The following is a 25,110-nucleotide window of genomic DNA, read 5'->3' as shown; positions in this document are numbered from 1 at the left end:
CCATGCGCGTCTTTGTAGCCGGTGCAACCGGCGTCATCGGCCGCCGACTACTGCCACTGCTCACCTCCAGGGGCCATGAGGTGGTCGGATTGGCCCGCTCGTACGGCGCCGCCGTCGAGGTCGAGATGCTGGGAGCCGTAGTCGCCGAAGCCGATGCACTGGACTCCGACGCGCTGAGCCGCGTAGTCAAGGATGCTGCACCCGACGCGGTGGTTCACCTCCTCACCGCGATTCCGGCCAAGATCAATCCGCGACGGATGAGCCGCGACTTCGCGCAGACCAACCGACTGCGGACAGAGGGGACCCGCAACCTGCTGTACGCCGCCGAACAGGCCGGCGCCAAGCGTGTCATCACCGAGGGGCTGGCCTGCATCTACGAGCCGAACAAGTGGGTTCCGGCCACCGAGATCGCACCGCTATGGCGGGATCCACCGCGGCAGTTCGCCCCGGTACTCGCCGCCTTGCGGTCGCTTGAAGAGCGCACCAGGCAGGCAGATGGGCTGGTACTGCGGCTGGGACAGCTCTACGGCCACGGCACAATCTATGGCCCTAGCGGATCGTTCGTACGCCAGGTACAGGCCGGGAAGATGCCGATCGTCGGCTCGGGAGACGGCACCTTCTCCTTCACCCACGTCCACGACGCCGCCGCGGCCATCACCGCAGCACTGGACAGCCACGTGCACGGCGTGCTCAATGTGGTCGACGACGAGCCGGCACCGGTGCGCGAATGGCTGCCCATCCTCGCCCAGCTGCTCGACGCTCCCCCACCGAAGCACGTGCCCGCGGCTCTTGGCCGATTGACTGTCGGAGGCTGGGGGGTCGCCTTCATGACCCAGTTGCGCGGCGCCGACAACACACTCGCCCGGCGCACCCTCGACTGGGCTCCGCGATACAGCTCATGGCGACAAGGACTCGCGGCAGAGTTGGCCCACGCCACGCATTCCTGAGCCGACCTGCGCGAAGAACCTGCATTATCGCCGGATCGGGCTGACCGAGTGTTGCCGGTCGTAGGCAACGAACTGCCCGCGAAGTCAGCCGATGAGCGGCGGTGCTAGTTCGTGCCTGCCAGACAAGCATAGAAGGACATCGACGCTCTAGAAGGAGTAAATGATGAGCACAGAGGGGCATACCGCCCACCCAACGCGCCGGGAGGCGCTGTTGGACCCGGCCTACCAGGCGTTCCTGGTACTGCGAACGGTCTTCACGATCGCGCCGATCGCGTTCGGCCTCGACAAGTTCGCCAACCTGCTGACCGACTGGCCCGCCTACCTGGCCCCATGGATCAACGACATCGTCCCCGGCTCCGGACAAGACGCGATGTACGTCATCGGCATCATCGAGATCGTCGCCGGCGTGGCCGTCGCCCTGATCCCGCGCTACGGCGCACTCATCGTCGCGGCCTGGCTTGCCGGCATCATCCTCAACCTGCTCACCCTCTCAGGCTTCTACGACGTCGCACTACGCGACTTCGGCCTCCTCATCGCCGCCCTCGCACTGGCCCGGCTCGCCACCAAATACGCACCCACCCGACACGGCTCCTGACAAGCACAACGAACAGCTCATGACGCCCACTAGCGTTGAAGGATCCACCCACCGACCAGTTGGCCGGCGCCCTGCGCCGGGTTGGCTGGTCGGGGCGGTGCGAGCCGCGACGAGTGACGGGCTTCGGCGCATCGTCGCTTCGACGCAGGGCCTTCGGATCAGCGATCGCGCACCGAATTTGGTTGTCTGCGGCGAGCACCTCGCGCTGTCGCCGAACGACACCACAGACGACCGGCGGAGCCTCTACTCCCGCCGGAGCCGACGAGCCTGAGCGGCGACGTCGTGGACTGCTTCGGCTGGGCGCTATTCGGGTTGGTGGCCACCTCCGCGCTGACTGCCGTGATGATCAGCGCGCAATTGGGCGGCCTCACCCGGCTGGACCTTCCTCTTGTACTCGGCACTCTGGTCACTGAGGACCCGGATCGCGCCCGGGTCGCAGGGTTCCTCATCCATCTCGTGGTCGGTCAGGTGTTCGCGCTTGGATACGCGACCGTGTTCGCACTGTTGCATCGAGCCACCTGGTGGCTGGGCGGGCTGCTTGGCCTCCTGCATGTCGCAGTTGCGCTGATGGTGTTGCTCCCGGTCCTTCCCGGCTTGCATCCCCGGATGGCCTCACACCGCGCCGGGCCCGCGAGCAGGGCCGTGCTCGAGCCGCCGGGTCTGCTCGCCCTCAACTATGGCGTGCGGACTCCGGCGGTAGCCGTCGCAGCCCACCTTGTCTACGGGATCGTGCTCGGCCTGCTTCTCCAGGTCCGTTGAGATGGAGCCGATCGCCGACTACGGGCTGCTCGGTGACACTCGCACCGCGGCACTCGTCTCCAGTGATGGCGCGCTCGACTGGCTGTGCGTGCCGCGGTTCGACGGTGACCCGATTTTCGGAAGGCTTGTCGGCGGGCCGGCCGCAGGCAGGTTCCGGTTGGGCTCGGCTTCCGCCGCCATAGTTGTCGAGCGCAAATACCGTCGGCACAGCGCGACCCTGGAGACCACCTGGGCCACCTCCGACGGCAAGTTGACACTGACCGAGGCGATGGTGGCGGAGGTAACCGGACGTCTGTTACCAGCGACGATCCTGGTGCGGCGACTGTCCGCAGACAGCGGAGCAGTCGAGGCTCGGGTCGAGTTCGACCCTCGCCGCGGCGCGGAACACAGCCGGCCGCGCGTCCGACGCCGCGGCGAGGATCTCGTGTGCGAGTGGGGCGCGCTGGCCGTCTCGCTGAGCTGCGATGCGGGCTTAGCCATCGAGCCCGGTAGACCAACGTCGTTCACGGTCACCCCTGAGCGGCCAGTCACGTTTGTCCTCACAGTCGCCCATCGAGAACCGCTGATCCAGGTTGATGCTGCCACCGCATGGGCGCTTCTCGTCGAGGACGAGGGGCGATGGCGCGACTGGACGGCTCGGGTCGACCAGGAGCTGCCCTTTCGTGAGGAGGTGGTTCGCAGCCTGCTGACGCTGCGCCTGTTGACGGACTCGCCGTCCGGTGCGCCGGTGGCCGCACCGACCACCTCGCTACCCGAGCACCCCGGCGGGGTCCGGAACTGGGACTACCGCTTCGCTTGGCCCCGAGACGCCAGCATAGGGATCGCGGCGTTCCTCGGTGTCGGCATGGTCGAGGAAGCCCGAGGGTTCCTGTGGTGGCTCCTGCATGCCAGCCGCCTACAACGTCCCCGCCTGCCGGTTCTCCTCACCCTGGACGGTCGCCGAGCGCCACCAGAACGTGGCTTGCGAGACTGGCCCGGCTACGCCGGCAGCGTCCCGGTCCGCGTGGGCAACGATGCGGCTCAACAACACCAACTCGACGGCTACGGATGGGTGCTCAACGCTGCCTGGACCCTCGTGCAGACAGGGCATCCGCTCTACTCCGAAACGTGGCGCGCGATGCGAGGGTTCGCCGATCTGGTCACGCGACGGTGGAGCGAGCCGGACGCGGGCATCTGGGAAGTCCGTGGAGACCAGGTGCACCACGTGCATTCCAAGCTGATGGCATGGCTGGCGCTCGACAGTGCCCTGCGGATCGCCGAGACACACCGGCTCTCCGCCCGCCGGCGTCGACGCTGGCTGGCCGCCCGCGAGGCGGTTCGCGTCGATGTCAGGCGGCTGGGTTTCGACACCAGTATGGGCAGCTACACCAGAAGCTACGGCTCGCGAGAGCTCGACGCCGCCCTCCTCATCCTGCCCCGGATCGGACTCGAGGAGCGCGGATCACCGCGTATCCGCGGCACGATCGACGCCATCCGCAGCCAACTGAGCGCCGATGGTCCCTTGCTGTACCGCTACCCACCGGGGCGTGACGGCCTGCCGGGCACCGAAGGCGCGTTCCTGCCCTGTTCCTTCTGGCTGGCTGAAGCGCTCGCGCTTGACGACCGCCGGGGCGAGGCCTTCGACCTGTTCACTGAACTGCTGGGCCGCGCCGGCCCATTGGGCCTGTACGCCGAAGAGATGGATCCCAAGACGGGCGAGCAGCTCGGCAACTACCCGCAGGCGCTGACCCACGCCGCCCTCATCCAGGCCGCACTCACGCTCCGAGATCTCCCGCCTGTCTCATGACGTTCCGGCCCGGACTGGGCCGAGACGACTGTTGCTTCGCGCAACACGAACGTCCGCGGGTGTGTGACGTCTGTCAATCCGCTTGCACCATTGCCGGTTCCCGGCAATCTGCGCGGTTCGACCTTCGCCGAAGGTGCCAATACCCGGCGAGGCGGCGTAGCGGCAGAGTCGGAGATACCCGATCAAGCATCCGGGAGTGTGCCATGCAATCCCTTATCGCCACCCGAAGTGAGCTGCTCGACCGCCGCCGGCGAGCAGTCTTCGTCGCTCAAGGCCGCGATCTGCTCAAAGACAAGAGAACGGCGCTGGTGCGGGAGTTCCGCCACCATCAGACCGAGCTCCTGAACGGACTGGAACAGTTGCGACGTCTCGCGGTCCAAGCCCGGCAGCGTCTTGACGAGGCCACCGCGGTCTGCGGACCCGAGCCCCTCGCATCGGGCGCCCTGGCCGCCGCGACCGGGATCGGCGCAGACCTGCGATCCCGGACCGTGGCCGGAGTTCACGTCGTCGACCTGCGTCATGATCCGGTACGCCGCAACACAGGTACCCGTGGCTGGGCATCGGCCGTAGTCTCGGCCCACCTCGACACTGTCGCGCTGGCCTACGAAGAGCAACTCGAGTGGCTGCTGGACCTGTGCGCGGTGGAGTTGAGCGTGCGCCGGCTGGCCACGGAGATCGCGCGGACCACCAAGCAGGTCAACGCACTGGACAACATCGTGCTCCCCCAGCTGCACGACGAGGCACGCCGGATCGCGCTGACGCTGGACGAGCGCGAACGCGAGGAACACGCCCGGCTCAGGCGCGCGCGTACCCGCCGGGCCGCCCGCGACGCGACGATTGACAGGTCCGGTCGCACTCGGAGCGCGGCATGAACCGCGCGCGCGATGACAGCGACACGGTTGACCACCCGACGCCGCACGAACTGGTGCGCGAACTCGAGAATTCGATCGCCGCCCGGCTGGCCGCGGCGGACCAATCCCGCGATGAGGTGGCACTAGCTCACGTGCAGGCGGATCACCTCGTCGCCGAGGCCGAAGCGCAGGCGGCGGAGGCGGCGCGGCAACGAGCGGCCGCGATCCTGTCCACCGCCCGCGCCGAGGCTACCCGTTTGACCGACGCCGGCATCCGCCGCGCGGCCGCCCTGACCACGATCGCCGCCCGGCGCCGCGACCAGGACGTCGCCACCGTCATCTCGTCGGTCTTGCCACAACGGGAACGATCATCGCGGGAAGAGGCGAGCTGACCATGATGGTCCCGCTCACACAACTCGAAGTCGCCGGGCTCAGACCACGACTCGACGACGCCCTGGCCGCCCTGCAGGAACTGCGACTGGCCGAAGTCGTCACGATCGTCGACCCAGGCGAGCCCCCGGCCGACCTGACTGAACTCATCGCCCGTACCGACGCCCTGCGCGCCCTCTCCACCCAGCCGGCGACCGGCCCCGTGCTGGGTGACACCGCACTCCAGGCCGCCCTCGACCATCTTGAACCTGAGGTGGCGAGGCTGCAGGAAGAAGACGAAGAGTTACGCGGCGAGGCCGACGCGCTGCCCCGGTCCATCGACGCCCTCGATGCGTTGCAGCCCCTCGTGCCCGAACTGGGCCGGTTGAACGACCGTCAGCTGGCGAACCTGGGCCTGGCGAGCATGGCGCTGGTCCTCGACGATCCGGACCTGCGGGTCGTCCCCGAGCTGACCAGGCAACTCGCCGAGCTGCTCGGCCGCGGGCACCTACTGGTCACCTCGGCTGCGACGCCTGGCAGCCCCGTCGGCTGCCTGCTGGTCCTTCGCCGCGGCGACCTCCCAGAGGTCGACACTCTCCTCGGCACCGAACGCATCGTCGAGGTCGGCGTCCCCGCCGCCTACGCCGGCAAGTCGTTGCGCGCGACCGTCGAGGCGATGCGCGAACGATTGTCCGTCCTGCCCGGCGAACGGGAGCGCGTCCAGCAACAGTTGGCCGCCACGATCAAGCCCGTCGCCGGATCGCTGGACGCGACCGCCGCATCGCTGCGGGCCCGCGCCGAACGGGCAGCCGCCGCCGACCAGGCGGACGTGTCCTCGCGGACATTCGTCCTCAGACTCTGGGTCCCGGCCAAGCGCACCGCGGTGGTCGAGCAGGCTCTGGCCGACCGGCTCGGCCAGGCTGTCGCCATCGAGCGCGTGGCGTCTTCCGACGCGCCCGCCGAGGACGAGCCGGTCCTGCTGTGGAACCGGCCAGGCTGGCGGCCGTTCCAGCAACTGGTCGGCTTCCTGTCGTGGCCGGCGCGCGGTGGCCTGGACCCCACCGGGCTGATGGCGCTGGTGCTCCCGGTCTTCTTCGGTGTCATGGTCGGCGACGTCGTGTACGGCGCCCTCCTACTCGCCGCCGCGTTGTGGCTCAGATCGCATTGGCCGACGAACAGCACGATCAGTGAGGTCGGCCGGGTGCTGGCGCTCGGCGGCGGGTGGACTGTCCTGTTCGGCCTCCTGTACGGCGAAGCGCTTGGCAGCCTCGGACATAGCATCGGCATGCCGGCGCTGTGGTTCTACCGCGGCGGCCCGACCGCACTCCAACCGCTTCTGCTGTTCTCATTGGCCATCGGCCTCGTCCACGTCGTCCTTGGGCTGCTGCTCGGCGCATGGACAGCCGCCCGGGGACACCACCGCCGGCACCTGGCCTCGAAAGCGGGAAACCTTCTGGTCCTGGCCGGCCTGTTCGGTCTGGCCGGCGTCGCCGCCGCCGGATTCCCCCACGGGCTGCTGACCCCTGCGGTGGCAGCGCTCATCGTCGGTGTCGTCGTGGCCTGCGTGTCCCAAGGTGCCCTGGGGTTACTGCTCGGCCCGCTTGAACTGATCGGGATCCTCGGCAACGTCTTGTCCTACCTGCGGCTCGCCGCGGTCGGACTGGCCTCGACCTACCTGGCCGAGGTCGCCAACCAACTCGGCGCCCGCGGACCGCTGCTCCTCGGCGTCGTCGTGGCCACCCTTTTCCACGCCCTGAACCTCGCCTTAGCGGCCTTCAGCCCGATGATCCAGGCGCTCCGGCTGCACTACGTCGAGTTCTTCGGACAGTTCCACGACGGCGGCGGCCGGTTCTTCGCACCACTCGGCGGCTCTGTTGCCCCCGGCCACGAATCCGACCGCCCCACGGCGCTCCCCGCGCCAGACCCTACGACGCCCGAGCCGGTCCCGGCCGGGTCACCCGTCTGAAAGGACCCACATCATGGTACTCGGACTGATCGCCATCGGCGCCGGCCTGTCTGTCGGGCTCGCCGCACTGGCCACCGGCTACGCGCAGGCTCGGATCGGCGCCGCCGCCATGGGCGCGGTAGCGGAGAAACCTGAGCTGATCGGCCGCGCGATCCTGCTCGTCGCCATCCCGGAGACGCTGGTCATCCTCGGGTTCGCGGTCGCAGCGATGATCATTCTGCTGCTCGGCGGGCAGGTCTGATGGCGCTGCTCGATCTGCTCACCGCACTCGAGGAGGAAGGTGCGGCAGAACACGAGAAGGCCCAGCAAGACCGACGCCGCCAGGCAGCTCAGATCCTCGCCGAGGCCCGCGAGCGCATCGCCCAGGCCCATCAGGAGACCGTGACGGCGGCCGAGATCATCGCCCACCAGCAGGCAGAAGCCCTGCTGATCGCAGCGCGTTCCGGCGCCCGCCGGGCTGCCCGGACCGCGCGCGACGACGCGCTGGACGAGGTCCTCGCACAGGTTCGCGAGCAGTTGCTCGCGCTGCCGGGCAGCCCAGCCGGCGCGGCTGCCGCCATCGCATCGGCGCACGAGGCCCTCGCCGCGATGCCAACCGCCACAGTCGTCCGAGTCCACCCGGCCGACGCGGCGACGCTGCGGCCGGTCTTGGCGGCGAAACTGGTCGCCGACCTCGGAACCGGCGGAGCCATTGCCGAGGACAACCAAGCCCGCTACATCGACAACACCTATGTCACCAGGCTTGCGAACACCTGGCCGGAGATCCGCGCCGAACTGAGCCGCTCCTGGGATCACGAGTCATGACGCCCCGCGCAGACTTCATCGCCGGCAACACCCGGCTCCGGGCGCGACTGCCCGCCCTGCTCGGCCCCTTCGACTACGACCAACTCGCCGGCGTCTCCCGGGAAGCGGCCGCCCAACGACTCGCCGCGTCCACGTACCGTCCCTACCTGAACCGCGACCGGACAGGCGACGATCGGCTCCTCGACGCGATCGGCCGCCGGCTGCGGGACCTGCTGGGCGGAGTACGCGGACTCTACGGCGGCATCGCCGGCACTGCGGTCGCGGTGCTGCTGGCCCGGCACGACCTGCAAGACGCCCTCGCGCTGATCCGCGGTGCACGAACCGGCCAACCCGCCGCGGACCGGCTCGCCGCGGTGCTGGGTGTCGGTGCACTCGACCAGCGAACCGCCGCGGACATCGCCACAGCACCCGACGGCGCCACGGCTGTCCTGCGACTGGCCGCGCACCGGCTGCCCGACCCGCTGACAGCCCGGGCGCTTCCCGCTGCTTGGGAACGCTTCGAACTGAGCGGCGACCCTGACGAACTCGAGACCACCGTCGCCGCAGCCGCGATCGACGGCTGGAGCGACCGGCTGGAGTGGGTCGGTCGGGCCGCCCGGCCCGTGCTCGAGGTGATCCATGCCGAATGCGACCGGGCCAATCTGCTCGCCGTACTGCGCGACCCGGCACTGGAGACACCGCGCCTTCTCCCCACAGGGCTGGTCTCCGTGGCCGCGTTGCTGGCCGCCCGGCGAGGCGATCCGCAGCCCACGGGGGCCGTCCGTCCCAGCTGGCGACAAGCCCTTGAACGGCACCTCCACGACCAAGACCTCCCCGCGCTCGAATGGGACTTGGACACCACCCTGTGGCGCCAGGCCGTACGCGGCCTGCGCCGCGGCGACCCGCTCGGCGCGGACATCCCCGTCGGGTACGTCCTCGCCGCCGAATGCGAGGCGCGCACCATCCGGCTCCTACTCGCCGGCAATGCCCTCACACACGACATCCGAGACCTGCTCGTCCGATGACCACGACGCCGCCCAGAAAGGAGCAGCCCATGACTGACGCACTTGTCATCGCCACACCCGCCACCGCCATCGGCTTCCGTCTAGGCGGCGCACGAACCATCACAGCGGCGGACGCCGACCAGACCATCGCCGCGGTCACGCAGGAGATCGCCGACGGCAAGGCCGCGGTCATCGCTGTCCACGAAGCACTCTGGTCGCTTGTCACACCGCCGATCCGCGCCACCTGGACCAAACAGGCCTCCCCGCTCATCCTCAGCCTCCCTGATGAGGACGGCGACATCTCCGCGGCCAGGGACGCGGCGCTGCGCGACCTCCTCGCACGCGCAATCGGCTACCAAATCACCTTCACCCCCAACGGAGGCACCTCATGACCACGCCCAGACAAGACACCGGGCTCGCGACCCGAGATCGCCGGGGCGTGACCAGGCGGATAACCACCGACACCGGCCGGGTAGTCAAGGTCTCCGGCCCTGTCGTCAGCGCCACCGACTTGCCTCACACCCGCCTGTTCGACGTGGTGCGGGTCGGCACCGAACAGCTCCTGGGCGAGGTCATCAAGATCGACGGCGACCTGGTGGTGATGCAGGTCTTCGAAGACACCACCGGACTACAGGTCGGCGAACCGGTCGAAGCGACCGGCGAACCGCTGTACGCCGAGCTCGGGCCAGGGCTGCTCGGCGGCATCCTCGACGGCACCCAGCGACCGCTGGAGAATCTGAGCACCGACGTCAACCTGTACATCGCCAGAGGCGCCGACCCGCCCCGGCTCGATCGCGACCATCGGTGGGAGTTCCGCCCTGCTGTAGAGGTCGGTGACCGCGTCGGGCCTGGTGACCTGCTCGGATCCGTCCCCGAGGGACACGCCATCGAGCACCGGATCCTGGTTCCGACAGGCGTGGCCGGCGTCGTCACCGCGAGCCGTCCTGGACCGGCCACCGTGCTTGACCCCGTCGTCGACATCGACGGGCATCCGCTGGCGATGATGCACCGATGGCCACTGCGCCGCGCCCGTCCGGTCGCGGACCGGCTGCCGCTGACCGTGCCGTTGATCACCGGCCAGCGGGTCCTCGACCTGCTCTTCCCGGTCGCCCGCGGCGGAAGCGCCATCATCCCGGGCGGCTTCGGGACCGGCAAAACCGTACTGGAACAGGCCCTGGCGAAGTTCTCGACCGCCGACATCGTCGTCTACGTCGGCTGTGGCGAGCGCGGCAACGAGCTGACCGAGGTGCTCGAGGAGTTCCCTCAGCTGACTGATCCGCGCACCGGCGCGCCCCTGATGGAACGCACCGTGCTGATCGCGAACACCTCCAACATGCCGGTCGCCGCCCGCGAAGCCAGCATCTACAGCGGCATCACGATCGCCGAGTACTACCGGGACCAGGGTTACGACGTCGCCATGATGGCCGACTCGACCAGTCGCTGGGGCGAGGCGCTGCGTGAGGTGTCCAGTCGCCTGGAGGAGATGCCCGCAGAGGACGGCTACCCCGCCTACCTAGCGACGCGGCTGGCCGGGTTCTACGAACGAGCCGGCGCCGTCCAGTGCCTCGGCACACCTCCGCGCACCGGCTCGGTGACGATCGTCGGCGCGGTTTCACCAGCCGGCGGTGACTTCTCCGAGCCCATCACCCAGAACAGTCTGCGGCTCGCGGGGTGCTTCTGGGCACTCGACACCGCTCTGTCGCGGCAGCGTCACTTCCCTGCCGTGAACTGGCTGCGGAGCTTCTCCCAGTACGGCTTGGACGAATGGTTCGACCGGGAGGTCGGAGCCGAGTGGTCGTCGCTGCGCCGCTGGGCGTCCGCAGCCCTGCAAGACGAGGGCGCCTTGCAGGAGGTGGTGTCGCTGCTCGGTGTCGAGGCGCTGGCCGCCGAGCAACGGATCACTCTGCGCATCGGGCAGGCGTTGCGCGAAGACCTGCTCCAGCAGTCCTCGTTCGATGACCTCGACGCATCCTGTCCACCCCAGCGACTGCTAGCCATGCTGCGCGTCATCCACGAGTCCGGTGCCGCGATGACCGCCGCGCTCCAGCGGGGGGTCGCGATCACCGACATCACCGCCGCGAGCGTGCTGGCCGATCTCGGCCGGATGCGTCGCTGGCCCACCGACCACATCGACGACTCCGCCACCCGCCTCACCCAGCGGATAGCCGAAGAAATGAGCTCGCTGTGACCACCGTCGAAGCCCAGGCCTCCCCCTTCACCGTCGGGCACCGCACCGTGACCCGGGTCGCCGGACCACTCATCATTGTGGACGGCATGGACGGTGTCGGCTATGGCGAGCTGGTCGAGGTCGAGACCGGCGACGGCCCGATCCGCGAAGGCCAGGTACTGGAGCTCGACGGCTCACTGGCCGTCGTCCAGGTCTTCGGCGGAACCGTCGGAATCGGACGCCGCGAAACCTCCGTCCTCACCCGCGGACGCGCCGCGCGCACCGGCGTTGGCGCCGACTACTTCGGGCGAGTCCTCGATGGTGCCGGCAGACCACGCGACGGCGGGCCGCAACCCGTACCGGACGACTACCGCCACGTCAACGGACTGCCACTCAACCCGATCACTCGCGCCCACCCCGACCGGTTCATCGAGACCGGCGTCTCGGCGATCGACGGACTCGTCACGCTGGTCCGCGGTCAGAAACTCCCGATCTTCTCCGGCGCCGGGCTGCCCGCGAACGGCCTCGCAGCGAGGATCGCGGCCCAGGCACGGGTGCCCGGCGATGACGCCGAGGTCGTCGTCATCTTCGCCGCCATGGGCGTGACCCGTCGCGAGGCGGAGTTCTTCCGCGCGGAGTTCCTCACCGGTGGCGCCGCCGACCGCAGCGTCCTACTGCTCAACCTGGCCGACGACCCCACCATCGAACGCCTCCTGACACCGCGGGTCGCGCTCACCATGGCTGAATACCTGGCCTTCGAGCAGCACCGGCACGTCCTGGTCGTCATGACCGATATGACCGCGTACTGCGAAGCCCTCCGGGAGATCTCCGCCGCACGGGAGGAGATGCCGGGCCGGCGCGGCTACCCCGGCTACATGTACACCGACCTGGCCTCGCTCTACGAGCGGGCCGGCCGGGTTCGCGGCGGCAGCGGATCGCTGACCCAGCTAATGATCCTCACCATGCCGGACGACGACATCACCCACCCGATCCCCGACCTCACCGGCTACATCACAGAGGGACAGATCGTGCTGTCGCGTGAGCTCGACCGCCAGGGCATCGAACCACCGATCGACGTGCTCCCTTCACTCTCACGCCTGATGAACGCCGGCATCGGCGCCGGGAAGACCCGCGACGACCACCGGGGCCTGGCCGATCAGCTGTACGCCTGCTACGCCCGGGGCCGCGAGGTCCGCCGCCTGATGTCCATCGTCGGCGAGAGCGGACTGCCGCCCGAGGACCGGCGCTATCTGGCCTTCGCTGCGGCTTTCGAGAGCACCTATCTCGACCAGGCAGCAGCGCGGCGGACCCTGACCGCCACCCTCGAGCTCGGGTGGCAACTACTCGCCCCGTTCCCCGCCGCCGACCTCAAGCGCGTCAGCGGCGAACACTTGGCCCGCTACCACCGCGAAGAGGAGTGACGGTGGTCAGCAACTGATGGACCCGGCTTCAACGTGCCGCGCCTTGACCAGCAGAAAGTGCTGCTGTTCGGCATCACCTTCTCACTCATCGCGCGCACCGGCTTCATCTTCCTGGGCGCCGCACTGGTGAACTCCTACGCCTGGGTGTTCTACATCTTCGGACTCATCCTCCTCGTCACCGCCGGACACCTGCTCGAGCCCGCCGGGACGAACGGCCGCTCGGCCGACAACATCATGGTCCGCCTCGCCATACGGTTCTTCCGAACCTCTGAGGCCTACGACGGCGACAATCTGTTCACCGTCGAGCGGGGCAGGCGGGTGATGACCCCGATGCTGCTGGTCATGGTGGCCATCGGTGGAACGGACGTCTTGTTCGCTCTGGACTCCATTCCGGCGATCTTCGGTCTCACCCAAAGCGTGTTCATCGTCTTCACCGCCACCGCGTTCTCCCTGCTGGGGTTGCGTCAGCTGTCGTACGGCCTCGCGGCGATCCTCGGCTTCATCGGCATCAAGCTCATCCTGCACGCCTTGGACGAGAACAACCTGCCATTCCTCAACAACGGCGAGCCACTCGGCATTGGCCAGATCAGCACCGGCCTGTCGTTGAGCGTCATCGCCGCAGTCCTGACCGTCACCGTCATCGCCTCGCTGATCGGCGCCAGGTCCAGGTCACTGTGACGTCGTACCCGAGTCAGCCAAGGTGGTCGATTCGCCTGCGGATGAAGGCGTCAATGCCAAGCGCCGGCTAACGGCGAAACCAAGAGGATGTGATCAAATGAAGGACCAAGCGTCGGACAACGATCAAGTCACACAGCCCCTGACGCAGGACGGTGAGTCATGACTGCCGGAGGCGTGCGGGTTCGCAGGGTCTACGACCAGGCCGCGATCGATGACGGTATCCGGATCCTGGTGGATCGGATCTGGCCGCGTGGGATGCGCAAGGAGGCAGCCGCGATCGACGTGTGGGCCAAAGACGTCGCGCCGTCCACGGAACTGCGCAAGTGGTACGGCCACGTCCCGGAGAAGTTCGGACAGTTCGAGGCGCGCTATCGCGAGGAGCTCGCGACACCGCCCAAACGGGAGGCACTCGACGAGCTGCGCACATTGGCCCGTGGCTCCACACTGACGCTGGTGACCGCGACCCGGGACGTGGGTCACAGTCAGGCTGCCGTGCTGGCGGAGCTCCTACGAGAATCACGCTGAGCCACACCCGCAGGTCGGGTCGTGACTGGGCGGCGCCTACGGACCAAGACGAGGTCTGATCTGCAGGCCGGGACGGCGCCGGTGAACGGTCAGATAGGACAGTCCGTCCTTGCCGGCGGCGATGCTGCGCGTCGAGCCGCGCGGCAACCACACGAGGTTGCCGTCGGCAAGAGACTTCGAACCATCAGGGGTATCGACGGTGCCGCTTCCCGCCACGACGACGAGCAGGACGTCGAGTTCCGGCTCGGTGTGGGTTTCCACACGCTGGCCCTCCCGGTGTGCTGTTCAAGCTCTACCGGCAGAGGTTCGGGTCACCCCGACGGCCGCACGTTGACCGTCGCCACTGTCAACGCAACCGCCGATGCCCAGGACATCGACCTGTCGTTCAGCGGCTTCAAGGCCCGCCCGAACGGCAACCTGTGGCGGCTCACCGCCACCACCCTCGACGCGACCAACAGGGTCGGCCAGCCACCCCAGGTAACGGTCGCGGAGCTGGCCTTCGACGCCCGCGACAGCGTCCTGTCCGCGGCGCCATACAGCGTCGAGATCCGATCGTTCACCAAGGCCTGACCCGAATCTCCCTACCCGTCGGCGCGGCCGGCCGACGCCGGCCGCGCGTACGGTGCCCGAAACGGGAACGGGTCCGGTCTCTGGCGTCACAGCAAGGTGGACGCGACGCGGCTGTATGCGTCGTACTGAGGCCCGCCTCCGACGGACAGCTGCCAGGATGCCGTTTGGATTGCCAGAGCGAAGAGCCAGGCCCGGGTCCGCTGCCGTTCGAGGCCGAGCCGGTCGGCCGGTGCGTCGACCCTAGTGGTCGCGGCGAGCTTGTGCACGTCGTGCTGGAAAGTGCGAGCCGGTGACATAGGCACTGAGGAGAACAGCTGGGCCGCTTCGCGGAACTGCCCGGGATCAACAACGTCGGCAAACTGATCGGCACGAGCTTCCATGACTCGCGGGCGCTGACCGCCCGCCTCGGTCAGGAGCTCAAGACCTGAAGCGGGAGGAGCAACTGACCACAGTCTGGCCTGAGCGCGCTGCTCCGCGGCTGGTGGCCGAGCCAGACGTGATCGATGTTCCCCCTGTACCCCTGAGGCCGGTCTCGTGACGCGCGAGCCGGAGCGCCGGGCTGTCGTGGTCGGTGTGTGTCCCGAGAAGCGCGAGGGGTACCGGTCGCTGCGGCGTCGTCGCGGCCACCGCTCGCAACGGTGTCGTGTTCGAGTGGGACGCCCACGGCGACGGCTAGCTGGACACCGACGCTCGCGCGAGCGTCGACAACTACCGTCCCGTGTGGGTGAAGCTCGCCGGATCCGGAACGTCGTTCAGCGCGTCGTACTCCTGCAACGGTCAGAACTATGTCCCGATCGCCGCGCCGGTAACCCTGCCTTCTCGGCCGCAGCACAGCAGGACGCAGGAATCTTCTCCACCTCCCACGACGTGACCCAGTCGGCAATCAACCAGTTCAACTCCGTGAAGTTCGCCGGGCGAAGTCACGATTAACGTCGGCGATCAGATACCGAAGGCGCACTGACTGATCGCCAATCCGACCTGCAATCCACTGGCGACCGCAGGCCTTCCACCCCGGTGGCAGGCCTGCGGCTGCATTCCGCTCCGAAGCCAGGGACTCACTCCATCAATCGTTGCCTCTAGCCTTCAAATTGAGTGCCGATCCTTGTCCAATTATCTGCCGCCCGGCCCCGGAGTCACCTCTTTACGCACCTGAATCAGCGCGAGAACATCGTCAGCGATGAGAACCTATGTGCGCTCTACAGCTAGCGAATCCTTCGCCAGTAAGGGCTTTCGCGCATCAGCGACAATCCATGATCGCCCTGGGCCGCAAATCAGCGGGTTCGGGGTTCGAGTCCCTGGCGGCGCACCAAAGCCCAGGTCACAGCGTTGGCCTGGGTTTCTTCATGTCGCCGACGGACCACTTACGGACCACTTTGGCGAATACGCGCCTCAGTGAGACCCCGGCCTTCGCCACCGAGCGATCGGTCCGTCGTTCCGACCTCTATCTGCTCGTGACTGTGCGTCACATCACATGGCTTCGCGTCGTTGCGATCTTCTCGGATTCTCCGCCCTGTCAGGCGTTGAACTGCCACCGACCACAGATGTTGGAGGCTTGAGATGCCGAGGCACCCACTGCCCATCGGAACCTGGGGACGGATCTCCACCTCGATCGAGAGGACCGATGCAAAGGGTAAGCCTGTCAGCTACCGGTCCAAGGCGAGGTTCCGCGACCACGACGGTCATGTCCGCCCGGTGACTGCCTTCGGCAAGAATAAGACGACGGCTGAGCGTGCGCTGCTCCGAAAGCTCCAGGACCGGTCCAAGGCCAACCAGTCCGGCGAGCTCACTGCGATGCACAAGGATCACCCATCTCCTTGACCTCTGGGAGAAGAGGTTCGAGGGGCTAGCCGACGGGAAGTACTCACCCACCTCGCTCGACACCTACCGGCGCGCCATCAAGAACCACATGCGGCCCGCCTGAGCGGTGTCAATTACTGGAACGCCCTTGGCAGCGGGGGCAGATGGCCACTCGCCTTGGTCTGCCCGTCTCGTCGGCGACCACCATGGCGCGGCAGCGCCAACGCCATCGTCGACATCGACATCGACGAGCGTTACCAGCCGCGAGACGGTGACCATCCGTTCAACGACTTCCGTCCGGCATCGGCCGAAGTTCAGCCTTCGGGGGCGGCTTGGAGCCCTCGACGCGCACGTCGGGGAGCCAGGTGAGCCAGGAGGGCAGGTACCAGTTGCGCTCGCCGAGCAGCTTCATCGTTGCCGGGACGAGCACGGAGCGGACGATGGTCGCGTCGATCAGCAGCGCGACAGCGATGCCGAAGCCCATTTGCTGGAAGGCGATGGTGTCGCCCATCGCGAAGCCCCAGAAGACGGCGATGATGATCAGCGCGGCGCCGGTGATCAGGCGGGCCGTCGAGCCGATGCCGAAGGAGATGGCGGCGTCCGTGTCGCCTGTCGCCGTGTAGCGCTCACGGATGCGGCTGAGCAGAAAGACTTGGTAATCCATCGAGAGTCCGAAGAGAACGGCGAACAAGAAGAGCGGAACCCAGGCGTCGATCGTCTCGGCCGCGCTCAACCCGAGGAGCTCGTTGCCGACGCCTTCCTGGAAGACGAGCACGAGCAGCCCGTATGCCGCTCCGACCGAGAGCAGGTTCATGGCGATCGCGGTCGCTGGAACGACGATCGAACGGAACGCGAGCGTGAGCAGGAGGAAGCTGAGTCCGAGCACGAAGAGGAGCACGAGCGGAAGCCAGAAGTTGACGGTGTCCTGGTAGTCGAGTTCCTCGGCGGTGTCGCCGCCGACGTACACCTCGGCGTCAACACCAGCGAACGCACGGGGGACGACCTCGTCGCGTAGCCCGCGGACGGCCTCGATCGCACGCTCGCTGTCTGGATTGGCCGCGATCGGAACCGTGACGCGGGCGACTGTGCCCGCCTCATTCGCTTCGACGACCGGTTCCCCGAAGATCGGGCGGCGCGCGAGTTCCTGCTCGAGCCGGGCCACAGCGCGCTTGGTGGCCGACCCGCGGACGTCTCCGGCGACCGCGATGTCGACCGGCTCTGTCGACTCCTTCGGAAACTCCTCGCGGAGGAGGAGATAGCCCTGCTTCGACTCGAAGGTGTCGGGAAGCGTCGCCGCCCCCGACGTACCTGTGTTGAGCGCCAGCACCGGGGCCGCCAACGCGAGCAACAGGCCGGCGCCGAGCATCAGGCTGGCGGCAGGGTGGCGCATAACCCGGTGGACGATCGCGCCCCAGAAGCGGCCCTCCCGGCCCGCCTGCTCAGTTGCGCGGCCGAAGAAGGGGATGCGGAGCGCATTCACTCGGTCGCCGAGCAGTGCGAGGACCGCGGGGAGCAGCGTCAGCGCGGCGATCACGGAGACGAACCCGACCAGGATCGCGCCGGCGGCGAGGCTGCGGAAGATCGGCTCGGAACCAGCAGGAGCCCAAGCATCGCGAGCACGAAGGCGATCCCGCTGAAGAGGACGGCACGTCCGGCGGTGGCGCCCGCAGTGGCGATCGCCTCATGCTTCTCCCGCTCTCGCAGCCGCTCCTCGCGATAGCGAGAGAGGGTGAAGAGCGAGTAATCGATTCCGAGGGCAAGACCCATGCCGATCAGCATGTTCTGGGTGAAGACGGAGACGTCGCACGCTGCGCCAGGAGTGCGACGAGCGCGAGGGCGACCACGATCGAGGCGAGCGCGATCAGGACCGGAACAAGGCCCGCGACGACCGCGCCGAAGACGAGCAGCAGGACAACCAGCGCGAGTGGAGCGCCGAAGAAGAGTTCACCCTTCTTCAGATCCTCCAGCGAGGCAGCGTCCTCATCGGCGTCCGCCGTCCTGCTGCCGGTCACCGCCGCGCGGTAGCCAGGCTCGTCATCGAGCCGCTGAACCGCATCCACCACATCGTCCACGTCGTCCTCCCCGTCGCGGCCAAGTGCGACCTGGAGCACCGTCGAGTCCCCGTCCTGCGATACGAGGCGCCGGTCCTCGTTGTAGGTGACGACGCGGTTCGCTCCGGCCGCGCGCAGCTCATCCGCGAGTGCGACGACTCGCGCGCGGAGCAGCCTCTTCGACCTTGCCATCCTCGGCTCTCACCACGACGACCTCGCTGATCGCCTCCCCGCTCGCAACCTCGCGGGGAAAGCCCTCGGCGAGGACCCGGTCGGCCTCCTTGGATTCGGTCGTTTTCGTATCTCGGTCTCGCCCTCGAACGCGAGGAGCGTCGCCACCAACCCGGAGGCGCTGACAATGACGACGAGCCACAGCCCGACCACGAGCCACGGTCGGCGGCTGCACGCCCGCGCGAGTTTCTCGGTCATGCCGTCGACGCTAAGCACGCCGACGCGTCTCCGCCTCGCACCGCGGGCTCGAACTGCGCTCCGACTGCGGGTGGAGGCCTCCTACGGTGTCCGGCCCGGAGTGACCACACCGTGGTCGTACGCGAACACGATCGCGGCAGGTCGGTCGCGTACACCAAGCTTGGCGAAGATGCCGCCGACACGCGTCTTCACCGTCGCCTCACCGATGTGCAGGTCCGCGGCGATTTCGGCATTGGTGGCACCGCGCGCCATCAACCGCAGGACGTCGTGCTCGCGGTTGGTGAGCAGTTCGAGCCGCGCCGCGTCCCGTGCCGCCGGGGCAATGACCCGCCGGTACCGCTCGAGCAGCCGCGGCGCGACCGCCGGGTCGAACCAGGCCCCGCCGCCGGCGACCGCACGAACTGCCGCGATCAGATCCTCGGCGGACGAGGACTTGAGCACGAACCCAGCCGCGCCGGCCTCGATCGCGCCCCAGAGCACTTCGTCTTCACCGAAGGTCGTGAGCACGAGGACGACGAGGGAATCTCGGCGGCACGCAATCGCCTCGTCGCGGCGATTCCGTCGAGATCCGGCATCCGAATGTCCATCAGGACGACGTCCGGGTGCAAGCCGGGCAACTCCGCCACCGCCTGCCTGCCGTCGGCGCACTCGGCCACGACCTCGAACCCGTCCGCAGGCGAGAGGATCCGCGCCAACCCAGCGCGCACGATCGCCTGGTCGTCGACGAGAGCAACATGGATCATGGCCGGCGCGGATCTCCCCCTGGTAGCTCGCGGTCGACCTTCAGCGGAAGCCTGCAGGTCAGCTGCCAACCGTCCGGCGTCAGCCCGGCCGCGAGCTCGCCGCCGAGCGCGGTCGCCCGCTCTCCCATCCCGATCAAGCCGTACCGAGGCCGCTCGGGATCAGTCGCCCCGGCGGTGGCGACTGGTCCCGAGGTCTCGGCCACGAGACGTACGTCGCCGTCTGACAACTCGAGCCCGAGTACGGTCAGCGCGCGCGGCGCGTGCCGAGCAGCGTTCGCCAGCGCCTCCTGGGCGATCCGGTAGAGCGCGACGCCCGTCCCCGGCGAAATCCGGGCGAGGTCTCCTCGCATTCGCAGCTCGACGGCGAGACCCGCGCCTGGTCGACGAGTGCGGGAATCTCTGCGGTCGACGGCGGCGGTGCCACTGCTGCCTCGTCGTCGTGACGGAGCAACGTGACCGTACGCCGCAGCTCCTCCATGCTGCGGCGGCCCGCCTCCTCGGCCGATCGCAGCGCTTCCTCGGCGGACGCCAAGTCGCGGCGCAGCACGTGCCGGGCACTCGTGACCTGGAGCATCACGGCAGCCAACCCGTGCCCCACGAAGTCGTGGACGTCCCGAGCGACCTGACGCCGCTCGGCCAGCAGCGCCTGCTCGGCCAACTGCCGCCGGACGCCTTCGAGCTCGACGAGGAGTCGCTCCTGGCGCGCGACCGCGCGACCGACGACCCAGATGAAGACGATGGCCACGATCCAGATACCGACCGCGACCTCCATCGGATCCTGGACCAGGGCCACCAGCACCGGCGTGGCCACAGCGAGCACACCGAGCGACGCCGCCATCCCGAGCGATGGAGACCAACGCGCGGCCGCGAACGCGAGCAGAGCGACATTGAACATGACCGGCTCGAGCTGTCCGGACCGCTGTGCCACGACCACCGGGACGACGATGCCGACGGAAACGGCGGCGAGCGGCACAGCGGGCGCGAAAGCCCATAGGCCGAAGGCGGCGATCGGCACCGCCGTCAGCACGGTGTCGGTTGCCGAGGATGGCTGCGTGATCGCCGCGACGAGGCCGAACGCCAGAGAGAAGAACGGCACAACGCGGCGAAGGTCGTCAGCTTCGAACCAACCTCGAGCGGAACCCTTTACCACAAGCAGACTGTACTGCGCAACTCTCGACATCGACATCATCCGCGAGGCGGAGGCGGCCGCCCCGATCATGGTGGATCAGCGGGCGGAGTGAGCTCAGGACCTTGGCCGGGGACTGCGTCGGCAGATTCGTCGAAGCATCGTGTCTACAACGCCCTTCATGCTGACCGCGATCCCCACTGTCCGAGCGCGAACCGCGTGCCCTCCCAGTCCTCGAACATCGACCACATGCCGAAGTGCATCTCGGCGGGCGGCGCGGGGAAGCGTACGCCTCGCCCAGTCAGTTCAGCGTAGGTCTGCTCGATGTCCTCGCACGTCAAGAACACGTTCGAGTGCGGCAGCGCGTCCGGCACCTGACGCCTCGGCTCGTCGCTGGTGCGGCGGCTCAGCACGAGCACCACCGAGCGATCCGGCGCCTCGACCTCAATCCAGCGCTCGTCACCATAGACCTCGTCCATGACAACGTCGAACCCGATGGCGCCAGTCCAAAACTGCTTTGCCCGCTCCTGATCGTCGACCGGGACGACGACCTTGGCGACTCGAGTGATCATCGAGAACCCCTTTCAGCAGTCATTACCTCGGGCCTCGCCATAGCGCAGACGCTGCCACCGCCGGAGCGGTTCCGCATCAGCCCATGGGCCCGAGCTACGCTCCGACTCCAGGTGGAGCGGGCGCCGCCGCCGTGCTCACCTGGTCCGGCTCGATCAGGCGCGAAGGTACGGCGGATGTGGATCCTGATCTCTCCGGCAACGCAGAGGCCCGTGACCGGCGAACGAACGGTGAGCGCCCGCCGTCGGCGAGGATGGGCGCCATGAAACATCCGTACGAGTCGCTGCCCGAGAACCCGCAGGCAGCCGTCACGATCATGACTACCGAGCACTTCAACCTGCAGACGGCGCGGTCGGCCACCATCTCGGAGTCCAACGGGCGGACCAGCATCTTCCTCGGGGCCGTGTCCGCCGGCCTGGTCGCGCTCGCGTTCGCCGGGCAGACGTCGCGCAGCACGCTGCTGACGTTCGGCCTGGTGCTGTTCCCGGTGCTGTCCTTCCTCGGCCTGGTCACGTTCGAGCGTGTGCTGCAGTCCTCGATCGAGGACACGCTGTACCTGCAGCGCATCAACCGGATCCGGCGCTTCTACCACGAAGCGGCCCCGGGCCTCAGTGGCTACCTCGGCGTGGCCGCCCCCACCGACGACATCGCCGCCGTGTTGGCGCTCGACGGCTACCTGCGGTCGCGTTGGCAGGTCGCGCTGAGCGCCGTCGGCATGATCGGCGTGATCAACAGCGTCCTGCTGGGGGCCGTCGGCGGCTTCGCGGTCGCCGCGATAGCGAGCGGGCCCCTGTGGCCGTCGATCCTGGTGGCCGCCGTCGTGTTCGCGATCGCGATCGTGCTCCACCAGCGCTACCAACTGCACGCCCGGTCCCGCAAGCCGTTCCCGTTCGCCGCTGCACCGCGGTCCTGACCGCTCGTCTGCCCCGGGTTGAGTCGCGGCCGTTTCCCGAACCACTTCGCTCAGCCGTCAGCCGAGCTGGCGACTACTTGCTACCGCCTAATTCCGTTTCCGCGCTCGTACATTGTTCGTCACCGCAGCGGCGCCGGTCCCGGCGGATCAAGGTCCGATGCCTCGGCGAGGCTGAGATCGCTGAGCGGGGACCGCGTTCGCGCGAGCGAGCGGGGGGACAGCAGGCATCCAGTCAGGGCGGCGGCAAGGCCGGCCAGCCCGGCCACCGCGAAGCCCGCTGCTGGCACGGACACGTCGATCGACATCCCGACGATGGGGGATCCGAGCGCGAAACCCGCGCTCAGCGCTGAGGATTGCAGGCCTGTCGCCTCGCCACGCACGCTGGCGGGCGCGAGCCGGCTCATCGCGTCGGCCACCGCCGAAAGAGTCGGCGCGGTCAGCAGCCCTGCACCGGCACCGGCCACGCACAGCCAGCGCCAATCGTGGGCCAGCCCGGCCGGGATGGTCGCCAGCCCGAGCAGACCGAGCAGCAGCCACGTCGGCAGCGGACGAGAAAGCGCGCCGTATACCAGCCCGCCGATGATGGAGGCCAAGCCATACACCGCTACGACAATGGCGGCCCAAGACACCTGGCCGGCTTGTTGGAGGGTGGCGACAATGGCCAGGTCGGTGCCGCTGAGCAGCATCGTGGTGCCGAACCCCATCACCAGCACAGCGATCATGCCCGGGCCTAGCCACTCCCGGCGACGGGGGCGGCCGACCGTGTCGGCATCCACTTCGCCGTCGGCACGCAGCGGCGGGTTGAGCAAGGCGATCCCCACTCCACCCGCCACGATCGCGGCGCCGACGCCCGATGCCACCGCAACAGGCGACACCTTCGTCGCGAAGAGGATCACGATCGGCGGGCCCACCATGTACGACAGTTCGCCTTGCACCGATTCCAGCGCGAATGCGGCCCGGCGCTGCGCGGCCGTCGTCATCGCGGCGATCGCCTGCCTGGTCACCGACTGGGCCGGCACCATCAGCAGACCCGCCACGAAAGCGGCGCCCAGGAGGATCGCATACGGCAGGATCGGCACGCTCAGCCAGAACACGACCTGCAGTACGACAGTTACGAGCAGTACGATACGTGCGCCCCGCGAGTCGATCATGCGGCCAATCAGCGGCCCGCCCAGCGCCATCCCCAAGGTCATGGCGGCCGCGACGCCACCCGCGGCCGCATAGCTCCTATTGAGGCCAAGCACGACATACATCGTCAGTGCCATCACGTCAGCCGTGATCGCGGCCCGGGCGAGCAGCGAGACCGCCAACAGCCACGCCATCCCTGGCACCGCGAGTACCTGTCGGTATCCGGTCACCTAGTGACGCTAGATGATTCATCACATCCATAGGAAGTGGCCAATTTGTTGGCGATGACATAACAATTACTTATGACTAGAGATCTGCAGACCTCGTTACTGCGGTCGTTCGTCACCGCCGTACGGCTCGGCAGCATCAGCCGCGCCGCGGCCGCGCTAGGACTTACCCAGCCCGCGCTCAGTCAGCAGTTACGCAAGCTCGAGAGCGCCACCGGCCGTCCGCTGCTCTACCGATCGCCGTCTGGCGTCTTGCTGACCCGGGCTGGTGAGGAGCTCCTGCCGTACGCCGAAAGAATTCTTTCGCTCTCCGCGCAAGCACTCACCGAAACCGGGCGCGCGCTGACCGGGCGCTGCAGCGTCGGGTTGCTCGAAGACATCACGGTGTCCCAGCTTCCGCAGGCACTCGCCGACCTCGCCCAGGTGCACCCCGGCGCGACGTTGGAGGTGCTCAACTTGTCCACCGCCGCGATGCGGGAGGCGTACGACGCGGGCCGCGTCCAACTCGTGCTCGACCAGGTCCCGGACGTACCTGCGCCGCCGCGCTGGACGGTACGCCGCCCGCTGGTCTGGGCAATCGGCCAGGGTGTGGACGTGGCTATCGATCCGCTGCCGGTGGTGTTGTTCTCGAATCCCTGCGCCTTTCGCACGTCAGTGCTGGAAACGCTGGCACGTGCCGATCGGCGCTGGCGGGTGGCGTTCGAAAGCAACAGCCTTGTCGGTGTGCTCGCCGCGGTACGGGCCGGGCTCGGCGTCGCGGCAGTCATGCCCGCGAACCTCGAACCGGCCATGGCCTGCCACGACGCGGACGCCCTGCCCACCCTGCCGGACGTCGAGCTCGGTCTCGCCCGGCACCCGCGGACCGAAGGTGATCCGCTGATCGACGCCGTTGAGACCGTGCTGCGACGTATGAGTTGAGGTTCGCGGCTTGCCGCACGGCGTACCTGGCGACGGCGAGTCAGAGCCGGGCTCGATCGCTCGCCGGCATCCAGACCTTGGCCGGGTCGCGGGCTTCCGCAACGGTCCCTCGGCCATCGGCGCGGCCAGTTCGGCCAACTCGTCGACGCGCGAGCCAGAACGACGCCGGCAGCGAGCCCCTCTCGAACCCGACCCGACAGGCCTACGACCTGGTCGCCGACGGATTCGGTGCCGGCGCGAACGGGCCACTCACCGTCGTCATCGACCGGTCCCAAGCCTCCGAGACCGCCTTGGCCAGGCAACTCGTCTCGATCCAGGGAGTAGCAGCCATCTCGCCTCCCACGCTGTCGGATGACGATACGACGGCGGTGCTGGACGTCGTACCCGTGACCGGACCGCAAGACCAGGCGACCTACGACCTGGTGCACCGGCTGCACGACGCGCTGCCCGCCGGCGCCGAACTGACCGGGCCGACGGCCGGGACCGTCGACATGCGCCGCCGCCATCATGATCGCGGTAGCGGCAGGATTCGCCGCAGCTCCCAGCATCATGGTCAAGATCATCGGGTTCGGGATGGCGGTCGCGATCCTGGTCGACGTCACTCTCGTCCGGCTACTCGTCGTCCCCGCCACCCTCGCAATCCTCGGCCGCCGCACCTGGTACCTGCCAACACCACTTCACCGGCTCACGACAGCGACAGCACCGGCCCGGATGCCCTGAACGGCAGGAATCGGCGTCCCGCGGGAAGTCGACGTGCCTGCGCATCGCATCCGTCCCACAGGCAGCG

General features: G+C 68.3%; 30 protein-coding genes and 1 pseudogene. 19 read left to right on the top strand and 12 right to left on the bottom strand.

The window, feature by feature from the left end; translation table 11 throughout:
* Positions 1 to 2: 2 nt before the first annotated feature.
* From AB0E63_RS34605 to AB0E63_RS34535, 15 genes are all read left to right on the top strand, one after another.
* Positions 3 to 947: an NAD(P)-dependent oxidoreductase gene (locus tag AB0E63_RS34605; RefSeq protein ID WP_360375536.1), complete on the top strand. Its 945-nt coding sequence runs from the start codon at positions 3 to 5 to the stop codon at positions 945 to 947.
* A 163-nt stretch (positions 948 to 1,110) separates the two neighbouring features.
* The gene (locus AB0E63_RS34600; RefSeq protein ID WP_360375534.1) at positions 1,111 to 1,542 is read left to right on the top strand and encodes a hypothetical protein; all 432 of its coding nucleotides are present in this window, start codon (positions 1,111 to 1,113) and stop codon (positions 1,540 to 1,542) included.
* 342 nt (positions 1,543 to 1,884) lie between these two features.
* The gene (locus AB0E63_RS34595) at positions 1,885 to 2,301 is read left to right on the top strand and encodes a hypothetical protein (protein WP_360375532.1); all 417 of its coding nucleotides are present in this window, start codon (positions 1,885 to 1,887) and stop codon (positions 2,299 to 2,301) included.
* A gap of 1 nt (position 2,302) precedes the next feature.
* Positions 2,303 to 4,087: a glycoside hydrolase family 15 protein gene (locus tag AB0E63_RS34590; RefSeq protein WP_360375530.1), complete on the top strand. Its 1,785-nt coding sequence runs from the start codon at positions 2,303 to 2,305 to the stop codon at positions 4,085 to 4,087.
* 203 nt (positions 4,088 to 4,290) lie between these two features.
* On the top strand, positions 4,291 to 4,959 hold the full coding sequence (locus AB0E63_RS34585; RefSeq protein ID WP_360375528.1) for a V-type ATP synthase subunit D: 669 nt from the start codon (positions 4,291 to 4,293) through the stop codon (positions 4,957 to 4,959).
* A complete protein-coding gene (locus AB0E63_RS34580; RefSeq protein ID WP_360375526.1) occupies positions 4,956 to 5,330 on the top strand; it encodes a hypothetical protein in 375 nt (124 codons plus the stop codon). The genes AB0E63_RS34585 and AB0E63_RS34580 overlap by 4 nt, the downstream gene beginning before the upstream one ends.
* A gap of 2 nt (positions 5,331 to 5,332) precedes the next feature.
* Positions 5,333 to 7,273, top strand: a complete 1,941-nt coding sequence (locus AB0E63_RS34575) for a hypothetical protein (RefSeq protein WP_360375524.1) — start codon at positions 5,333 to 5,335, stop codon at positions 7,271 to 7,273.
* 13 nt (positions 7,274 to 7,286) lie between these two features.
* Positions 7,287 to 7,514: a hypothetical protein gene (locus tag AB0E63_RS34570; protein ID WP_360375522.1), complete on the top strand. Its 228-nt coding sequence runs from the start codon at positions 7,287 to 7,289 to the stop codon at positions 7,512 to 7,514.
* The gene (locus AB0E63_RS34565; RefSeq protein WP_360375520.1) at positions 7,514 to 8,077 is read left to right on the top strand and encodes a hypothetical protein; all 564 of its coding nucleotides are present in this window, start codon (positions 7,514 to 7,516) and stop codon (positions 8,075 to 8,077) included. The genes AB0E63_RS34570 and AB0E63_RS34565 overlap by 1 nt, the downstream gene beginning before the upstream one ends.
* Entirely contained in the window at positions 8,074 to 9,081 is a 1,008-nt protein-coding gene (locus AB0E63_RS34560; RefSeq protein WP_360375518.1) for a V-type ATPase subunit, read from the top strand. Before AB0E63_RS34565 ends, AB0E63_RS34560 begins: the two co-directional genes overlap by 4 nt.
* Positions 9,082 to 9,110: 29 nt before the next feature.
* A complete protein-coding gene (locus AB0E63_RS34555; RefSeq protein ID WP_360375516.1) occupies positions 9,111 to 9,452 on the top strand; it encodes a V-type ATP synthase subunit F in 342 nt (113 codons plus the stop codon).
* A complete protein-coding gene (locus AB0E63_RS34550; RefSeq protein ID WP_360375514.1) occupies positions 9,449 to 11,248 on the top strand; it encodes a V-type ATP synthase subunit A in 1,800 nt (599 codons plus the stop codon). The genes AB0E63_RS34555 and AB0E63_RS34550 overlap by 4 nt, the downstream gene beginning before the upstream one ends.
* On the top strand, positions 11,245 to 12,648 hold the full coding sequence (locus tag AB0E63_RS34545) for a V-type ATP synthase subunit B (RefSeq protein WP_360375512.1): 1,404 nt from the start codon (positions 11,245 to 11,247) through the stop codon (positions 12,646 to 12,648). Before AB0E63_RS34550 ends, AB0E63_RS34545 begins: the two co-directional genes overlap by 4 nt.
* A 33-nt stretch (positions 12,649 to 12,681) precedes the next feature.
* Positions 12,682 to 13,326: a hypothetical protein gene (locus AB0E63_RS34540; RefSeq protein WP_360375510.1), complete on the top strand. Its 645-nt coding sequence runs from the start codon at positions 12,682 to 12,684 to the stop codon at positions 13,324 to 13,326.
* A gap of 159 nt (positions 13,327 to 13,485) precedes the next feature.
* Positions 13,486 to 13,851, top strand: coding sequence for a DUF488 family protein (locus tag AB0E63_RS34535; RefSeq protein WP_360375508.1), 366 nt, complete (start codon positions 13,486 to 13,488; stop codon positions 13,849 to 13,851).
* Between the two features lie 36 nt (positions 13,852 to 13,887).
* On the opposite strand, the gene AB0E63_RS34530 is transcribed toward AB0E63_RS34535, so the two are convergent.
* Positions 13,888 to 14,112: a hypothetical protein gene (locus AB0E63_RS34530; protein WP_360375506.1), complete on the bottom strand. Its 225-nt coding sequence runs from the start codon at positions 14,110 to 14,112 to the stop codon at positions 13,888 to 13,890.
* A gap of 69 nt (positions 14,113 to 14,181) precedes the next feature.
* Here AB0E63_RS34530 and AB0E63_RS34525 point away from each other — a divergent pair, with 69 nt between their 5' ends.
* Positions 14,182 to 14,421, top strand: coding sequence for a hypothetical protein (locus AB0E63_RS34525; RefSeq protein WP_360375504.1), 240 nt, complete (start codon positions 14,182 to 14,184; stop codon positions 14,419 to 14,421).
* Positions 14,422 to 14,507: 86 nt separating this feature from the next.
* Here the strand turns inward: AB0E63_RS34525 and AB0E63_RS34520 are convergent, their stop codons facing one another.
* The 9 genes and pseudogenes from AB0E63_RS34520 to AB0E63_RS34480 form a co-directional block, all read right to left on the bottom strand.
* The gene (locus AB0E63_RS34520) at positions 14,508 to 14,717 is read right to left on the bottom strand and encodes a hypothetical protein (RefSeq protein ID WP_360375502.1); all 210 of its coding nucleotides are present in this window, start codon (positions 14,715 to 14,717) and stop codon (positions 14,508 to 14,510) included.
* A 1,784-nt stretch (positions 14,718 to 16,501) separates the two neighbouring features.
* The gene (locus AB0E63_RS34515; protein ID WP_360375500.1) at positions 16,502 to 17,752 is read right to left on the bottom strand and encodes an MMPL family transporter; all 1,251 of its coding nucleotides are present in this window, start codon (positions 17,750 to 17,752) and stop codon (positions 16,502 to 16,504) included.
* Positions 17,749 to 18,461: pseudogene (locus tag AB0E63_RS34510) on the bottom strand (MMPL family transporter). Before AB0E63_RS34510 ends, AB0E63_RS34515 begins: the two are co-directional and overlap by 4 nt.
* A 9-nt stretch (positions 18,462 to 18,470) precedes the next feature.
* Entirely contained in the window at positions 18,471 to 18,698 is a 228-nt protein-coding gene (locus tag AB0E63_RS34505; protein WP_360375498.1) for a hypothetical protein, read from the bottom strand.
* A gap of 81 nt (positions 18,699 to 18,779) precedes the next feature.
* Positions 18,780 to 19,205 carry a response regulator transcription factor gene (locus AB0E63_RS34500; protein WP_360375496.1) on the bottom strand — a complete coding sequence of 142 codons (426 nt, stop codon included), beginning with the start codon at positions 19,203 to 19,205 and terminating at the stop codon, positions 18,780 to 18,782.
* Positions 19,109 to 19,441, bottom strand: coding sequence for a response regulator transcription factor (locus AB0E63_RS34495; protein ID WP_360375494.1), 333 nt, complete (start codon positions 19,439 to 19,441; stop codon positions 19,109 to 19,111). The genes AB0E63_RS34500 and AB0E63_RS34495 overlap by 97 nt, the downstream gene beginning before the upstream one ends.
* Positions 19,438 to 19,644 carry a hypothetical protein gene (locus AB0E63_RS34490; RefSeq protein WP_360375493.1) on the bottom strand — a complete coding sequence of 69 codons (207 nt, stop codon included), beginning with the start codon at positions 19,642 to 19,644 and terminating at the stop codon, positions 19,438 to 19,440. The genes AB0E63_RS34495 and AB0E63_RS34490 overlap by 4 nt, the downstream gene beginning before the upstream one ends.
* Positions 19,645 to 19,685: 41 nt before the next feature.
* Positions 19,686 to 20,537 carry a histidine kinase dimerization/phosphoacceptor domain-containing protein gene (locus AB0E63_RS34485; protein ID WP_360375492.1) on the bottom strand — a complete coding sequence of 284 codons (852 nt, stop codon included), beginning with the start codon at positions 20,535 to 20,537 and terminating at the stop codon, positions 19,686 to 19,688.
* Between the two features lie 209 nt (positions 20,538 to 20,746).
* Positions 20,747 to 21,139, bottom strand: coding sequence for a glyoxalase superfamily protein (locus AB0E63_RS34480; RefSeq protein ID WP_360375490.1), 393 nt, complete (start codon positions 21,137 to 21,139; stop codon positions 20,747 to 20,749).
* Between the two features lie 260 nt (positions 21,140 to 21,399).
* Between AB0E63_RS34480 and AB0E63_RS34475 the strand changes: the two genes are divergently transcribed.
* Entirely contained in the window at positions 21,400 to 22,050 is a 651-nt protein-coding gene (locus AB0E63_RS34475; RefSeq protein ID WP_360375488.1) for a hypothetical protein, read from the top strand.
* A 119-nt stretch (positions 22,051 to 22,169) separates the two neighbouring features.
* Here the strand turns inward: AB0E63_RS34475 and AB0E63_RS34470 are convergent, their stop codons facing one another.
* Positions 22,170 to 23,372, bottom strand: coding sequence for an MFS transporter (locus AB0E63_RS34470; protein ID WP_360375486.1), 1,203 nt, complete (start codon positions 23,370 to 23,372; stop codon positions 22,170 to 22,172).
* Between the two features lie 108 nt (positions 23,373 to 23,480).
* Between AB0E63_RS34470 and AB0E63_RS34465 the strand changes: the two genes are divergently transcribed.
* On the top strand, positions 23,481 to 24,323 hold the full coding sequence (locus AB0E63_RS34465) for a LysR family transcriptional regulator (RefSeq protein WP_360375484.1): 843 nt from the start codon (positions 23,481 to 23,483) through the stop codon (positions 24,321 to 24,323).
* A 202-nt stretch (positions 24,324 to 24,525) separates the two neighbouring features.
* Here AB0E63_RS34465 and AB0E63_RS34460 read toward each other — a convergent pair whose 3' ends face one another.
* Entirely contained in the window at positions 24,526 to 24,654 is a 129-nt protein-coding gene (locus AB0E63_RS34460; protein ID WP_360375482.1) for a hypothetical protein, read from the bottom strand.
* A 176-nt stretch (positions 24,655 to 24,830) separates the two neighbouring features.
* Here AB0E63_RS34460 and AB0E63_RS34455 point away from each other — a divergent pair, with 176 nt between their 5' ends.
* Entirely contained in the window at positions 24,831 to 25,043 is a 213-nt protein-coding gene (locus tag AB0E63_RS34455; protein ID WP_360375480.1) for a hypothetical protein, read from the top strand.
* Positions 25,044 to 25,110 lie beyond the last annotated feature (67 nt).

This window comes from Kribbella sp. NPDC026596 (genome assembly GCF_040638415.1).
GTDB lineage: Bacteria > Actinomycetota > Actinomycetes > Propionibacteriales > Kribbellaceae > Kribbella.
This window is presented reverse-complemented; position numbering and strand designations above follow the sequence as displayed.